This window comes from Martelella sp. AMO21009, from assembly GCF_053484295.1.
This window is the reverse complement of sequence record NZ_JBAKFR010000003.1, coordinates 19,081-33,610: the sequence shown is the minus strand read 5'-3', so window position 1 is coordinate 33,610 and position 14,530 is coordinate 19,081. Positions and strand designations below refer to the sequence as shown.

The 14,530-nt window shown below is 61.1% G+C and carries 20 protein-coding genes; 19 read left to right on the top strand and 1 reads right to left on the bottom strand.

The window, feature by feature from the left end; genetic code table 11:
• The first annotated feature begins 52 nt into the window (after positions 1–52).
• From V6766_RS04390 to V6766_RS04310, 17 genes are all read left to right on the top strand, one after another.
• On the top strand, positions 53–661 hold the full coding sequence (locus V6766_RS04390; protein WP_448463988.1) for a hypothetical protein: 609 nt from the start codon (positions 53–55) through the stop codon (positions 659–661).
• A complete protein-coding gene (locus V6766_RS04385; RefSeq protein WP_448463986.1) occupies positions 658–2,724 on the top strand; it encodes a phage terminase large subunit family protein in 2,067 nt (688 codons plus the stop codon). Before V6766_RS04390 ends, V6766_RS04385 begins: the two co-directional genes overlap by 4 nt.
• Before the next feature lie 2 nt (positions 2,725–2,726).
• Complete coding sequence (gpW, locus tag V6766_RS04380) at positions 2,727–2,963, top strand: gpW family head-tail joining protein (protein ID WP_347445876.1); 237 nt, start codon at positions 2,727–2,729, stop codon at positions 2,961–2,963.
• Positions 2,960–4,738, top strand: a complete 1,779-nt coding sequence (locus V6766_RS04375) for a phage portal protein (RefSeq protein ID WP_448463984.1) — start codon at positions 2,960–2,962, stop codon at positions 4,736–4,738. The genes gpW and V6766_RS04375 overlap by 4 nt, the downstream gene beginning before the upstream one ends.
• Positions 4,735–5,619 carry a S49 family peptidase gene (locus V6766_RS04370; protein ID WP_448463982.1) on the top strand — a complete coding sequence of 295 codons (885 nt, stop codon included), beginning with the start codon at positions 4,735–4,737 and terminating at the stop codon, positions 5,617–5,619. Before V6766_RS04375 ends, V6766_RS04370 begins: the two co-directional genes overlap by 4 nt.
• A gap of 25 nt (positions 5,620–5,644) precedes the next feature.
• Positions 5,645–6,175, top strand: coding sequence for a hypothetical protein (locus tag V6766_RS04365; protein WP_448463980.1), 531 nt, complete (start codon positions 5,645–5,647; stop codon positions 6,173–6,175).
• 4 nt (positions 6,176–6,179) lie between these two features.
• Positions 6,180–6,536 (top strand): head decoration protein, encoded by a 357-nt coding sequence (locus V6766_RS04360; protein WP_448463978.1) that lies wholly within the window; start codon positions 6,180–6,182, stop codon positions 6,534–6,536.
• A gap of 66 nt (positions 6,537–6,602) precedes the next feature.
• The gene (locus V6766_RS04355; RefSeq protein WP_448463976.1) at positions 6,603–7,634 is read left to right on the top strand and encodes a major capsid protein; all 1,032 of its coding nucleotides are present in this window, start codon (positions 6,603–6,605) and stop codon (positions 7,632–7,634) included.
• 69 nt (positions 7,635–7,703) lie between these two features.
• Positions 7,704–8,219, top strand: coding sequence for a hypothetical protein (locus V6766_RS04350; protein WP_448463974.1), 516 nt, complete (start codon positions 7,704–7,706; stop codon positions 8,217–8,219).
• Complete coding sequence (locus V6766_RS04345) at positions 8,219–8,557, top strand: head-tail joining protein (protein WP_448463972.1); 339 nt, start codon at positions 8,219–8,221, stop codon at positions 8,555–8,557. The genes V6766_RS04350 and V6766_RS04345 overlap by 1 nt, the downstream gene beginning before the upstream one ends.
• Positions 8,557–9,021 carry a hypothetical protein gene (locus tag V6766_RS04340; RefSeq protein ID WP_448463970.1) on the top strand — a complete coding sequence of 155 codons (465 nt, stop codon included), beginning with the start codon at positions 8,557–8,559 and terminating at the stop codon, positions 9,019–9,021. Before V6766_RS04345 ends, V6766_RS04340 begins: the two co-directional genes overlap by 1 nt.
• Before the next feature lie 12 nt (positions 9,022–9,033).
• The gene (locus tag V6766_RS04335; protein ID WP_448463968.1) at positions 9,034–9,285 is read left to right on the top strand and encodes a spike base protein, RCAP_Rcc01079 family; all 252 of its coding nucleotides are present in this window, start codon (positions 9,034–9,036) and stop codon (positions 9,283–9,285) included.
• A gap of 27 nt (positions 9,286–9,312) precedes the next feature.
• Positions 9,313–9,729, top strand: coding sequence for a phage tail tube protein (locus tag V6766_RS04330; protein ID WP_448463966.1), 417 nt, complete (start codon positions 9,313–9,315; stop codon positions 9,727–9,729).
• Positions 9,729–10,133 carry a hypothetical protein gene (locus V6766_RS04325; RefSeq protein ID WP_448463964.1) on the top strand — a complete coding sequence of 135 codons (405 nt, stop codon included), beginning with the start codon at positions 9,729–9,731 and terminating at the stop codon, positions 10,131–10,133. The genes V6766_RS04330 and V6766_RS04325 overlap by 1 nt, the downstream gene beginning before the upstream one ends.
• 101 nt (positions 10,134–10,234) lie before the next feature.
• Entirely contained in the window at positions 10,235–10,357 is a 123-nt protein-coding gene (locus tag V6766_RS04320; RefSeq protein ID WP_448463962.1) for a hypothetical protein, read from the top strand.
• Positions 10,357–12,336, top strand: a complete 1,980-nt coding sequence (locus tag V6766_RS04315) for a hypothetical protein (protein ID WP_448463960.1) — start codon at positions 10,357–10,359, stop codon at positions 12,334–12,336. The genes V6766_RS04320 and V6766_RS04315 overlap by 1 nt, the downstream gene beginning before the upstream one ends.
• Positions 12,336–13,061 (top strand): hypothetical protein, encoded by a 726-nt coding sequence (locus V6766_RS04310; protein ID WP_448463958.1) that lies wholly within the window; start codon positions 12,336–12,338, stop codon positions 13,059–13,061. Before V6766_RS04315 ends, V6766_RS04310 begins: the two co-directional genes overlap by 1 nt.
• A gap of 68 nt (positions 13,062–13,129) precedes the next feature.
• Here the strand turns inward: V6766_RS04310 and V6766_RS04305 are convergent, their stop codons facing one another.
• Positions 13,130–13,426, bottom strand: a complete 297-nt coding sequence (locus V6766_RS04305; RefSeq protein ID WP_448463956.1) for a hypothetical protein — start codon at positions 13,424–13,426, stop codon at positions 13,130–13,132.
• 58 nt (positions 13,427–13,484) lie between these two features.
• Between V6766_RS04305 and V6766_RS04300 the strand changes: the two genes are divergently transcribed.
• Together V6766_RS04300 and V6766_RS04295 are read left to right on the top strand one after the other, a co-directional pair.
• A complete protein-coding gene (locus tag V6766_RS04300; protein ID WP_448463954.1) occupies positions 13,485–14,108 on the top strand; it encodes a hypothetical protein in 624 nt (207 codons plus the stop codon).
• Entirely contained in the window at positions 14,105–14,530 is a 426-nt protein-coding gene (locus V6766_RS04295) for a DUF6950 family protein (RefSeq protein WP_448463952.1), read from the top strand. Before V6766_RS04300 ends, V6766_RS04295 begins: the two co-directional genes overlap by 4 nt.

The following is a 14,530-nucleotide window of genomic DNA, read 5'->3' as shown; positions in this document are numbered from 1 at the left end:
TAATTTTAAATTTGAGGCAAGTTTAGCGACGATGCAAGAGCAAACGGGATCGGTGAGCAAAGGCGACTTCGCGGCGATGATCTCGGTCTCGCGCGCTCGCGTCTCGCAGTTTCTGAAGGATGGCAAGATCCATGGTCCGGCGCTGGACGGCGAGGGGCATCGATCGCGCATTCACCCCGATATCGCGATCCGCCAACTCGGGATTTCCATCGATCCCGCTCAAGGCTACGGGGCGAACGGGAAGGCGGCGCTGGCGCGGCCGGCGAAGCAGGAAGCATTCCCAGTCCAGCCCGCGCCGACAGTCCCGGTCACGGATGTCTTCGCCGACAAGCTCGCCCAGGAGCGGCTGAAACAGCAGCAACTCAAAACCGCACAGATGGAGCGGGCCGAGAAGGCGGAGGCCGGAATATACATGCTGACCGCCGCCGCGCGCGCCGAAATGACCGGCGCGGTCTCGGATGCGTTCAAAGTGATGGAACAGGGTATCCCGGACATGGCGACGGCGATCGCAGAGGAGTTCGGAATTCCGCAGCGGGATGCCCAAAAAACGCTTCTGCGGAAATGGCGCGATATTCGCGCCCGCGCCGCAAAGGATTTTCGTGAACAGAGCGAAGGCGTCGAAGATACGTTGGTCACCATGGATGAGGGTGAAGACGCATGACGATGCTCTTCAATCCGGAACGCTTGCGCTATGACATCCTGGCAAAGGTCTGCGAGCCTCCGCCGCCGGTAGACTATCTGAAGTGGGCGACGGAAAACGTTGTTTTCTCCGAACGGATTTCGGCCTTGCCGGGTCCGTATCGGGAGGACATGTTTCCGTTCTTCTCGGAAATCCTGCGGGCGCTGTCGCCGGATGACCCTTGTTCGATCGTAACGCTTGCAAAGTCCGCCCAGGTTGGCGGCACGGTGCTTGCGAATATATTCCTGCTCGGGACACTCCATCTCGACCCTTGCGATTTCCTCTATGTCCATCCGACTGAGGAAAACGCTTCGCGGTGGTCGAAAACAAAGTTGATGCCGCTGCTGCGGGAAACAGCAGCCGTCCGCGCCTTGTTTCCCGATGGCAGCCGCGATGGCGGTAACTCGATCCTCTACAAGGAGCGGATCGATCGCCGCGGCGCGGTGCAGGCGGCAGGGGCCAACTCCGCTGCCGGCCTGTCGATGATCTCGCCGCGTTCGCAGGTTCAGGATGACCTTGCGAAGTGGTTGACGAATGAGGCGGGCGACCCTGAGGATCAGGCCGACAGCCGGTCGAAGGCGTTCTTCAACCGCAAGGTTTTCAAGATATCGACGCCGTTGATCGCACCCGGCTGTCGGATCACGACAAACTACCTGGCAGGCACGCAGGAGCGATATCATGTGCCTTGCCCGCACTGTCACGAACTGCAACCGCTCGAATGGGAAAACATGCGCGATCACATCGATCCGCAGCATCCCGAGAAGGCGCATTTCGTTTGTGTTCATTGCGGCTGCGAGATTCATGAGCATCATCGCCAGTGGATGGTTGATCCCGCCAATGGCGCTTCATGGGTTGCCAAGTATCCCGATCGGGCGCGCTACCACCGCTCGTTTCATATTTGGGTACCGTACTCGCCGCTCGAAAGCTGGGAAGCGATCGCTAGGGCTTGGCTGAAAGTGCAGTCCGGTGCGCCCGACGACAAGAACAAGGGCGCGGGCGCCGAGCAGGTCTTCTTCAATGACATGCTCGGCCTTGCCTTCGAGGCCGACAACAAGGCAATCGACTGGGAGGATCTTCGCGACAGAGCCGAGGAGACCGGATTTCGGCGGGGCGTTGTTCCCGCGGATATGCTGGCGCTTACGATGGGGATCGATGTCCAGGGTGATCGCGTGGAATGGTTGCTGCGCGGCTGGGGCCGGAACAAGTCTAGCGCCGTCATTGACTTCGGCGCAATTGATAATCGTGCCGGCAGTCACCTTCCGGGCTTTCGTGAGCATACCGGCCACATTTCCGAGCCGGAGGTTATGGCGGCGCTGGATCGCCTGATCGCGCGGACATGGCCCGATGAGAACGGGAAGCGCCGCGAAATAGATAGAATTGGCATCGACGGCAACGCCTATACAGAGGATGTCTGGTTCTGGTCTCGCCGCCATCCGCGCTCGAAAGTTATCATGGTGCGCGGCGACAACCGGGACGCTGCTCCGATGCTCTCGCATGTTCGCGAATACGACAAGCGCGGTAAGCCGAAGAAGCAAAAGTGGTCGAGCCGGTTTTACAACTTCAACGCCTCGGTGATGAAGATGGGAGTCTATCGGGACTTTCGGAAGGAAGACCCGGAGCAGCCGGGTTACATTCGGTTCGCGATCGGTCTCGGCGATACGTTCTATCAGCAGGCGACTTCGGAAGTTCGGGTCAAGGAAACAGACAGAAACGGCTATCCGCGCTGGAAGTGGAAGCTGCCGGATGGTCAACGCAACGAGGTTCTCGACATGCTGAACCAATCGCGAGCTGCGGCCATCAGGCTCGGCGTGCCGTTCTGGACGGACGAGGAATGGGACTTGAGAGCAGAACTGCTCTCCCAGCAGGAACCGGCCGCGCAGGGCGACCTTGAAGATATGATTGACGGCCTCGCGTCCGTCACCGCAGCGTTGACCAAGCGGTCGCCGGACGAGGTTCGTCCTTCAACAGAAGTCCCGGTTTCAGACAGGGTGGCGGCGGCGATGCGCCGTGCCGAACGCGCCGCTCAGCGCAACAGTCAGGATTGATCATGGCGCTTACGACGGAAGAACGGCTCGCACTGGAAACGCGCCTTGGCGAGGCGAAGCAGGCGTTGCACCAACTCGAGATTGGCCGAAGCATCGCGACGATCACCTACGACGGTGAAACGCAGAGCTACAGCGCCGCCGAGCGTGGATCATTGCGGGCTTATATTCGCCAGCTTGAGACCGAACTCGGTATCCGGACGGCGAGCCGTCCGCGTGGCCGGGGAGTGATCTTCGGATGACAGTCGAAATTTACGGACCAGACAACCAGCCTTTGCCGGCGGGTTTGCGGCAGGCTGCGCGCGCAAAGGCGGCAGACAATGTCGCGCAACAGCACAGAAGCCGGGGTATGGTGAGCGTTTCAGGAGCTGCGATTTCGCGGTCGGCCTATCAGGGCGCGTCCTATGCACACCCGTCTTTCGCCAATTGGCATGCAGGCGGATTTTCCGGCCAGTCCGCACTATCCCTCTCGCGCTCGACGCTTGTCGATCGCCTCAATGATGTGGCGCGCAATGATGGCTGGGGTGCGGCCGGCACGACACGCCTGGTTGACAACATCATCGGGGCAGGCTGGAAGCTCGCCGCGCGACCGAACCATACGACACTCGGGCTGACGTTCGACCAGGCCGAAGAAATTGCCACCCAGATCGAGGGGCTTTGGCGCGACTACACGCAGGATGTCGACATGTGGTGCGATGCGGAGCGCACCAAGAATATGGCCGGGATCCTCGGCCTTGCAGCGCGCAACCGCTTCGGGCCGGAGGGCGAGGCATTCGGCGTGATCATCTGGCAGGACGATGCACCACTGTTTCAGACAGCGGTGCATATGATCGATCCGGCGCGATGCTCCAATCCGAAAGGAGCGCTCGACGGCGAGTTTATGCGAGATGGCGTCGCGATCGACGCCTATGGCGCGCCGCAGGGCTACCACTTCCGAAGGAGCCATCCTGGCGACATCTACGCCGGCAACACCAACCTTTGGTCATGGGAATATGTGGAGCGGTCGACCGAATGGGGCCGCCCGATCGTGGTTCACACCTTTGATCCGAAGCGGCCTGGCATGACGCGCGGCGCATCCGACTGGGCGCCGATCATGCGGTCGATCAAACAGTCGACGGATTACGAGGATTTCGAAAGTCAGGCCGCGATGCTCAATGCCATCATGGCGGCTTTCATCGAAACGCCCTTCGATCCCGAAGAGATGATGAACGCTCTCGACGCAGACGGCGGCGATGGCACGCTTGCCAAGATCTATGGCGAGATATCGGCCGCGCAGTCCGCCTACTACGGCACGGCTCCGATCAATCTGCCGGGCGTCCGGGTGAATACGCTGCTGCCAGGCGAGAAAGCGACACTGACGAAGCCCGAGCATCCGAACGCCAATTTCGAGGTGTTCGTGAATGCAGCCTTGCGCAAGGTCGCCTCCGCTGTGGGACTTACCTATGAACAGCTCACTATGGACTGGAGCCAGGTGAACTACTCCTCTGCCCGTGCGGCGCTTCTGGAAATCTGGCGCGGGTTCACGGCAAAGAAGGGCGGGTTTGCTGCCCAGTTCATGGCGCCGATCTATCGCGCGTGGCTGGAGGAAGTCTTCGACAAAGGGTTGATCGACCTGCCGGAAGGCGCCGTTTCCTTCGAAGCCAACCCGTCCGCATGGTGCCATGCCGATTGGATCGGCCCGGGTCGCGGCTGGATCGACCCGCTGCGCGAAGCCCAGGCGGCGGGCGAGCGGCTCGACCGCAAGCTGACCACGTTGCAGCAGGAATCTGCAGAGCAGGGTCGCGACTGGAAGATGGATGCTGACCAGCTTGCTCGTGAGGCTCGCTATTATCGCAGTCTTGGCCTTGTTCATCCATCGCAGCAGTCTGACGTCATCGGTCACAATGGCGGTCCGCCGCTCGATGATGTCGACCAAGATACAGAGATTGAGGAAAGCGTGAACGGGCGCTCCGTGCAATCGGCGCGTGCGTCGCGCCACCGGCTCGGCATTCCGCAGATCGGAAGGCAAAAACGATGAACTATCCCGAAATCGCAAGTCGGATGTTCAACACGCCGCTGATGCTACAGCCGGCAAAGGCAGAGACGATCGCGCGCGCTTTCGGTCCGCGCGTTCTTGGCCTTGACGACGCTAATGGTCGGCAGATGGGGATCGTCGGCGAAGGGCTGCGCGAGGAGGTCGACTGGTACGGCGAAAAAATCTATCGCGGTGCGCATCGCGTCCGTGACCAGATCGGGCTGATCGAGATCGAGGGTTCACTGATCAACAAGGGAAAGTGGATCGGTCAGTCCTGCGGCATGACCACTTATGAAGCGATCGGCATACAGGCCGACGACTGTCGAACGGATGATGCAATCAAGGGCGCGATTGTCGAGATCGACAGTTTCGGTGGCGAGGTGACGGGCGCATTTGATTGCGCCGAAAAGCTCTTTGAGCTTTCCGCCATCAAGCCGACGATCGCGGTGCTCACCGATCACGCTTGTTCTGCCGGATACCTCCTCGCCTCTGCCTGCCAACAGATCATCGTCCCCGCATCGGGCCTTTGCGGCTCGATCGGCGTGGTTTCGCTCCATGTCGATGTCAGCGGCTGGCTGAAGAAGGAGGGGTTGAATGTCACCATCCTGAAAGCCGGCGCGTACAAGGCCGACTTGAACCCTTACGAGGCGATCCCCGAGGATGTTCTCGCCCGCGAACTGGCGGAGCTCGAGGAGATGCGGGTCGAATTTGCAGCGACCGTCGCGCGTTATCGCGCCGGTCGGTTGTCGGTCGAACAGGCTCTTGCCACGGAAGCCAGAGTCTATCGTGGCGAAAAGGCGGTTGAGGCAGGGCTTGCCGATGCCGTTGCAAGACCCTCGCAGGTGCTTGACGCCTTCGAGGCACAACTGGGCCTTTCGGCCTGATCCACCAGCAAAGAAGGAAGACGATATGTCGAACCTGACGCGCGGCGTGTCCGCCGGCGTGCTCGCTGCCCTGCGCGGCGGGAAGGCCAAAAACCGTATGGAAGACGATCCCGAAGAGGATCTTCCGCCGGAAGAGATCGAAGGCGAGGAAGAGCCGGTCGGCGAAGACGACCCCGACCCCGCCGCTGAAGAAGAAGGACAGGAGCCGGAAGCCGAAGGCGATGAGGAGGACGACAAGATGTCGGCCCGTCAGGCGCGCGGAGCCGAGCGGCGCCGTATTCAGGCGATCCTGACGCACCCGAAGGCCTCCGCCTCAGCAGACCTGGCGGCGCATCTCGCCTTTTCCACGACGCATTCCGCAGCGCATGCGGGCGCGATCCTGAATGCCGCCGGTAAATCCGGCGGCGGAAATCGTCTGGCTGACCGGATGGCCGGCAAGACGCCCAAGCTCGGCGGTGGCGGCGCGCCTTCCGCTAAAACCGAAAAGCAGTCGCTGCTTGCCGCTGTAGGCAGCGCCATGAACGCGCGGCATCGCCGCAAGAGCAACGGAGATTGATCCCATGGCAACTGCCATCTATACCCCCAACGACCTGCTCGTTTCCGACGTGCAGGTCGTCACCCGCACTGTGACAATCGCGAGCGGGCAGACGCTTTCTCGCGGCGCAGTGCTCGGCGAGATCACCGCCAGCGAAAAACACATCCTGTCTCTTGCCGCCGCCGAAGACGGATCGGAAGTGCCGGATTGCGTGCTGGCCTTCGACGTGAACGCCTCGGGCGGCGATGTCGAGGCGCAGGCCTATTTCGGCGGCGCTTTCGATGCGTCGAAGATGACGTTTGGCACCGGTCATACCGCCGCAACCGTCGAACAGGCGTTCCGTCGCAACGGCGCCGCGCTCTACGTGCGAACGCTCGCCTAGGCGTGTAATCGCCGGGCGGGACCGTTCCCGCCGCCTTCTTAGCCATATCAGGAAAGGTTTTGAAACATGGCTGACATCCTTCTCAATACGGCGGAGCTGGTAACGGTTCTGCCGCCGCGCGATCGCCCGGAAGCGTTTCTGCGCGATCGCTATTTCTCCACCGTGGTTCTCTCCGAACAGGAGGAGATCGTTTTCGATAAGATCCTGCCTGATCGCGAGCTTGCACCAGTGGTCCATCCTGACGTGCCGGGAAAAGATTCCTCCAACCGGGGTTTCAAGGCAACCAGTCTGAAGCCGGCATACGTCAAGCCACAGAACACACTTCGCCCGTCCGGCAATATGATCCGGATGCCGGGCGAGCGCCTTGGCGGAGATATGACGCCGGAGGCGCGTTACGCATACAATCTCGCTCAGATCCTTGATGATCAGGACCAGCGCATCACGCGCTATGAGGAGTGGATGTGCTCGCAGGTTCTTCGCACCGGCCAGGTTGTCGTTGAAGGCGAAGACTACCCAACCCAGACCGTGAACTATCAGCGCAATGCGGCGTTGACCATCGCCCTCACCGGCGCCGCAAGATGGGGGGAGTCTGGCGTCGATCCCTACGACAACGTTGAAGAGTGGGTTGCTCTGCTCGCCGATACCGACGGGTTTTCGGCCCGGGAAGTTACGCTCGGGCCGTCCGCTGCTGTTCTGCTTAAGAAGTCGCCGCGCTTCCTCGCTGCGCTGGATAATCGCCGCGCCGCCGGCGGTTCTTTTGAACTCGGACCGGTTTCGAACGGAGCCGAGGGTAAATACTCGACGGTGCTCGGCACGATCGGGGAGGTGACCTTCGTTCAGTATTCCCAGAGCTACACCGTCAACGGGGTGAAGCAGAATTTCTGGCCGACCTATGGTGTCGGGATCTTCGATCCGGCCGGTTTCATGGGGCACTTCGCCTATGGCGCGATCCTCGACAATCAGGTGTTGCGGGCAATGGAGCGTTTCCCCGACATGTGGGTCGAGCGCAATCCGTCGAGGACCGTTGCACAGACCCAGGCGGCCCCGCTTCCAATCGCACCGGAACCCAACGCGAGCCTCTTCGCGCTGGTGCGCTGATCATTGACCTGTAGAGATCGGCCGCTCGCAGGGCGACCGATCTGTTTTCCTACCATCGGAGTTTTGAACATGGCGACGACGAAACTGAATGTCAGGGTGACGGTCGGCAAGAAGACCTATGATCCCGGCGATGACGTGCCGATCACAAAGACCGGCTTCACCGAGGAAGACGTCGAACGGATCGAAGCTGTTTTCGGCAAGTGGCGGCCCGGTGAGGGCACCGAGGCCGACAAGCGGATTGCCACGCTGACTGCGGAGCGCGACCAGCTTGCGGACGACCTCGCGACGCTGGCCGATGAGGTCAAGGCGCTGAAGGCCGGCAATGGATCTGGCGATGATGTGGCAAATCAGCTTGCCGATGTCACCGCAGAGCGTGACGCCCTTTCTGCCGAAGTCGAGAAGCTCAAGACCTCGGCGGATGAGGCTGCGAAGAAGTCGGCTGACGATTTCGAAAAGCTGAAATCCGAACGCGACCAGCTTGCCGATGACAATGCGTTATTGGCGCAAGAGCTGCAAAAGCTTGAGACGGCTTCCGATGGACAGACCAAGGCTGGTAAAGCTGACAAGGGCGCCAGCGAAAAGTAATGCCCGCAATCAATCGCCCACCGCAGTTTTCCAACATGGGGGCGGGGTTTGTCTCCGCCTTCGGCAATGTCGATTGCGTGTTCACCGTCGATGGCGTTGATCAGTCGGCATCTGTCCGCGGCATTCTTCGGCAGAAGCGTGAACTGGAAATCGCCGGAGAGTTCGGCGACCAGGACGTGGAGGCCGTCACCCATGTCCTGTCGGTGGCGGCTGTCGGCCTCGAGGCTCTGGAAGCCCAGCGGGACAGTGTGACGATCGCCGGAACCACCTATGACATCAAGAACCAGATGGATGACGGGCGGGCGATGCTGAAACTCTACCTGACCGGCGACATCTGATGGCCCATTACCGCACACGGATATTCAACGCCATCACGGCGAGGCTTTCATCCATTCCGGACTTCAGCGGTGTTGGCCATGTCAGCAGAGCGCGTACCGCGGCGCTCACCGTTAAGCAACTGCCAGCGATCACCGCCACATGGTCGGAGCGGCAGGAAACGGTCACGATGCGGCCCTGCGCGGACCTGAATGGTGAAGATGGTTATGATCGGCGATTGCCGATCGATCTGATCGTGCACTTCCAGCATCGCGATCCGGACGTCGAGTTCGACCGGCTGGCTGTGCTGATCGAAAAGGCGCTCGGTGCTGCGATCAAGCTCGACGGGCTTGTTATCGAACTGACGCTTTCGGAATGCCGTCATTATATCGACCGCGCCACCGGCATTTCCATGGGCGTTGGCGCTCTCACCTATATCGCCGATTACAAGACCGTGGCCTCCGATCCCGAGGCTGCGGCGCTTTAAGGGAAGATGGATATGGACCCTACGTCGAAACCGGGCGGCCTCGACCAGCCCTTCTGGTTCGGGACAGATGTTGTTCCGAATGACGATGATGATCTGCCGCAGGCCGCGACGCTCTACCTTGGAGCTGAAGGCGATATATGCGGCATCACTGCAGGCGGAACGGAAGTGACGCTTCGCAATCACCCTGTCGGATACGTTCTTGGCGTTTACACCAGGGTCAAGGCCACCGGCACGACCGCCGACAACATCGTTGCGCTCTGGTGAGCGCGTTTTCCCCGAAAGGATATTGATATGGCACTGTTGGGCCGCGAACTGATCATCAAGCGCAAGAACGCGTCGGAGACGTTCGACATCGTCTGCATTGTCGAGCAGCGTTCGCTGAACGTCAACAATGAGGAGATCGACACCACCAAGCCGGATTGCGCCGCTCCCGGCGGCAAGCTGAAGTACTCTTCGATGGCGGGTGCTCAGTCTGTTCGTTGGTCCGGGTCGGGCGCCTATACGAGCACCGCGACGCAAGCGCTCGTGCTCGAGGACGTTATCAGCCAGGTGCCGGAAGAGTATCAGGTCACCGCTCCTGGCGTAGGGACCTGGGAAGGTCACATGCTGATGGTGTCCGCGAACTTCACCGGCGATAAAACGGGCGAGCTCGCCTGCGATCTTGCCGGGACGTTTCAGGATGACGTTGCCTTCGTTGCGGCTTCCTGATGGTCGATACAGCTAACCCGCTGCGCGGTGAGGCCGAAGTCCGGATCGGGAGGGAAACGGTCATCCTTGCCGTCAGCTTCTCCGGACTGATGCGCCTGTCGCAGGCGATCTCGGCGCGCACGATGGACGAACTCTATCAGCGCCTCCTTGGCTTCGAGCCCTTCGCGGTGTCGTGCGCGATCCGCTGTCTTGCCGTCGCCGACGATGACGACAGGCGCGCCGAACTCGCCGCCCGCATCCTCTCCGAAAAGAACATATCCGCCGCCGATCAGAGCAATTGGCGCACCGGCATCGAAAAGGCGCTGACGGCGCATATCGAGGCCGGTCGCCGGCTGCAGGACAAAACCTCCATCGTCGAGGATGTGGAGGCGGCCGTCACCGGAAAAAAAACAGAGACGTCCTGATCGCCGACCAGGTCAGGACGTATTTTCAGATCGCGGTCGTTTCCGAGCGATTGCGGTGGTCGCCCGAAACATTCTGGTCGTCCACGATCGCCGATCTGACGATGGCGATCGATGCGATAGCCGGAAACACAAAGACGCAATCCCCTGTCAGCCGCGCCCGCATCCGTGAAATCGTCGCCGAACACGGCGCGCAACCGTCCATAAGAGCGAAAGCCAAAGCCTGATGAGCAGACCGGATATTCCCGTTACGATCGGCGCTGACGAGCGTGAGTTCAAGGGCGCTATGACCCGCATTCGCATGCAGGCCCGGACGGCGGCTAATGACACGGCAGCTTCGTTTATGTCGATCAAGTCCAAGATCGGCGGCGCGGACTCTCTTTTTGGTATGCTTTCCGGAGGCCCGGGCGGCCTTGCTGCATCGCTGGGGATTGGTTCCTTCGTCGCCGCCACGCAGCAGGCCGTTGATGCGGTGGCTGATCTTGGTAAGGCCGCCAAAACCGCAGGCGTTGATTTCGAGGCATTTCAGGAGCTTCGTTATGCGGCGGTCAAAAACAAGGTCGAGGTGGACGCACTCACCGATGGCCTGAAGGAAATGCAGCTTCGCGCGGATGAGTTCATCAAGACCGGCGGCGGTGCGGGGGCAGAGTCGTTCGAACGCCTCGGCCTGTCAGCGCGTCAGTTGACGCGGATGCTCGAGGATCCTGCGACGATGTTTGAAACCCTGATCGGCAAGATCAGGGAGCTTGATCGCGCGGCCCAGATACGCGTCATGGACGAACTGTTCGGCGGTACCGCCGCCGAGCAGTTTTCGTCGCTGATGGATGATGCCGGACAGAGTATTGCCGATGCCCGTCGTGAGGCGCGCGAGATGGGCGCGGTTATGGAAGATGACATTCTGCGGAAGGCGGAGGATGTCAATGCGGAGTGGGAAGCGATGGCGCTTGTCATCGGCACTCGCGTCAAATCCAGCCTGGTTGAAGTCGGCGCCATGGTATCGGCGCTCGTCACAAACCTGGGTTCGTTTCGGAAGTCCCTTGATGAGGCGCTCGAAACGGCCGGCAATGCTGGCATCTGGACCGGGCTTGGCAATATGCTCGGTATCGACATGGGCCAGAAAATGGTCTGGCGCGACGGGGCCTGGGTTGCCGATGACGGTAGCGGCACGACTACGCTTGATCCGATCAGCGTTGAAACATCCCGCAGCGTTGCCGACGACTATGCCGATTACAATTCTGGTCGTGAAATCCTGGAAGAAAAGCTTGCGGCCAACCGCGCGGTCACGGCCGAAATCCAGCGCCAGAACGGGCTGACGTCCGACCAGCTTGCGCTTGAAAAGGAGATGGCGGCGGTTCGCAAGCTCTATGAAGATGCAGGCGGCGCACCGACCGAAGAGATGATCCGGGCGCAGGCTGCGGCACGTCTTGCCGCGAGGGCCTCGCGTGATGCCAGCGAGAAGTCGCGTAGGTCGTCTGCCTCTGAAGCTGCCAAGGAACGGGAAGCGGTCGAAGACCTTATTCAGAAGCTTCAGGACGAGTTGAAAATGCTCGGCATGGTCGCCGACGAAAAGAAGGTGTTCGAAAACCTGCGTCGCGCCGGAGCGGCCGCGACCGACGCTGAGCGGGACTCTATCCGCGAGTTGACGCTTGCGATCGAAGATCAGAAGGATAAGCAGGAACAGGCAGCCGAGACGGCTGACTTTTTTCGTGACAGCGCCCGAGACAGTTTCCTGTCTCTGGTGCCGGTGATCGAAACCGGCAACGACGCGCTCGACAGGCTGATCAGCCGGCTGATCGAGGCTGCCGCGCAAGCGGCGCTGTTCGGCGACGGACCCTTCGGCGGCTTGTTCGGCGGAGGTCTGCTCGGCGGGCTCTTTCCCGCGCATGCAACCGGCACCAACTTCACGCAACGCGGTATGGCCCTTGTCGGCGAACGCGGCCCGGAACTGGTGAACCTGCCGCGCGGCGGCGAGGTGATACCGCGTCACCGGGTTTCCGCCGCGCTTTCCGCAGGTACTTCGGTCGGCGGCGGTACGATCAACCATATCAATCTCGGCGGGATCAGCATTGCGGTTCCTGAAGGGACAAGCACGCGGGATGCCGAAGCGATCGGGCAGGCCGTTCGGCGGCAGCTCGACCAGTTTTCGCGCTATGAGCTGCCGGGACGGGTGCAGCAAATCCAGCGCAATCCGAACAGGGTGGGCTGATGAAGTCGCTTGCGCAGTTCTTCGACCATTTGAAACTGATGCCGATGCGCTGGGATATCCAGCGCAATGACGAACTTTCGGGAACCGGCGAGGGCGTGGTGTATCAGGCCGAGCTTGCGCCGCCGCTCTGGAAGGCTGACGTTACGATCCAGCCGGTACGGCTGACGGAAGCGCAGGCGATCTCCGCGCTTGTGCGCGGCCTCGGCGGGGCGCTTGAGCCGTTCATGTTTCGCGATCCCTATATCTGCGGCCCGCGGCTTGATCCGGCCGGGATATGGATTGTCGGGTCGACCGTCACGATCGGGTCGGTGAGCGGCGGGCGCATCAGCCTTTCCGGCCTGCCGCAAATCCTCGACTACCAGGCCACGGCCAATGCATTGTCCGAATGGCCGGAAGATGAGGCCGATCGGACGGCGGTCAGCGTTGCAGGCGCGCCTGTCGGCAATTACCAGCTTTCGACGGGCGACAAGTTGCAGGTCAGCGTTTCGGGCGGGCGGACGTATTTCCTCGAGGTCTCGGAAGACGTGACGGCGAGCGGCAGTTCGACGCCGCTGTTTTCGGTGTTTCCGCGCCTTCCGGCCTCGGTCGCCGCAGGCAATGCCGTGACGCTCTATCGCCCGGCCTGCCCGTGTGTCGTCGTTCCCGGATCGTTTCAGGCGGGCACGGTCAGCGGCAATATCGTTTCCGGCATGGGTTTTTCGATCGTGCAGAAAAGAGGCGTGTGATGTCGTCAGAATTCGTGATGTTCAACCCAAATGGCGGGCTGGCACTCGTCAACCTATCTGGATGTAGTCTAGCCGCCGTCTTTCTGAGCAAGGCCGAGGCGCAATGTCTGAAATTTCGCATCGATCAACTCGACAGCGAACCCAAGAGCGTCCGCCTCGGTTTCCATCGAGATGTCTTCTGCAATCGTACCTTTAGCGGCGACAATGGATTGCTCTCTAAGCTCATCGAGCCATGACAGGTCGGACGTACCTTTTTCTTCAGCGAGCTTTTCGATGCTCAGATCTAGTGCACTCGACACAGCGATGAGCGCGGCCCCTAATTTAGGTATTGGATTGCCGTCATCGATTTCCAGTTCCAGCCTCATTGTTCATTCCTCCGCGAATTGAAAACGAAATTAGCCTGCCAGTTCAGGAAAGAGTCAATTGAAAAACGTCTCATCTTCATTCATCGCGGCGCTTGTCGGCGCGCGGGAAAACGGGCTTGTGGCGCGGTCGCTGGTCTATGTGACGGCGCGGGACCGGGCGAGCGGCGCTCCGGTATCGATCGGTTTCTGGACCGGGGGCGAGGACCTCGATATCGACGTGATCGACGGGTCGAGCGGCGGGATCGTCACGCGGACCTATCTCGGCGACGTCAATCTTGAGGTTCCGGAAATCCCGCGGGTTTCCGACATGACGATCCAGACGGTCGATATCCGGCTGTCGCAGATCGCGCCGGCCGTGCAGCAGCTCGTGCGCGGCTGGGATGCGCGGCTTGCGTCCGTCGAGGTGCATCAGCTTCTGATCGACCCGGAAACGGGGCAGGCGGCGGGGCCGGCCGAGGTCACGTTTCTCGGCATAGTGGATGGCGAGCCGGTGGAAACGCCGGCGGCGGGCGAGGAGGGCGGGATCACGCTGAACCTGATCTCGGCCGCGATCGCCATGCTGGCGCGCACCAATCCGCTGAAGTCCTCCTATGAGGGACAGAAGCGCCGGCAGGATGACCAATGGGGCCGGTATTCCGGCGTTGTCGAGAACTGGGATATTCCATGGGGGCGCGACGCATGAGCGCGCTTATCCGCATCGATGGCTGGCGCGCGCGGTTTGATGCCGCCTGCGATGCCATGCGCCGCAAGCCGTTTTCCTGGGGTGATCACGATTGCCTTGTCGGGCTTGTCGGCGACAGCGTGGAAGCGCTGACCGGCGCCGATATCGTCTCGCCCTGGCGGGATCGTTACACCACCGGGATCGGCGCGCTCAGGGTGTTGCGCAATGACGGGTTTGCCGATCTCGGCGACCTGGTCGCGACGATCCTGCCGGAAATCCATATTTCCCGCGCCCGGCTTGGCGATATCGCGGCCATTCCGTCCGATGACGGTTTCGGCTCAGCGCTCGGCGTCGTCAATGGCGAGCGCATCCTCGTTCTGCGGCCGGAGGGCTTCGGGACGGTCGATCTCTTGAGCGCAACGCGCGCCTTCCGCGTCGGGTGA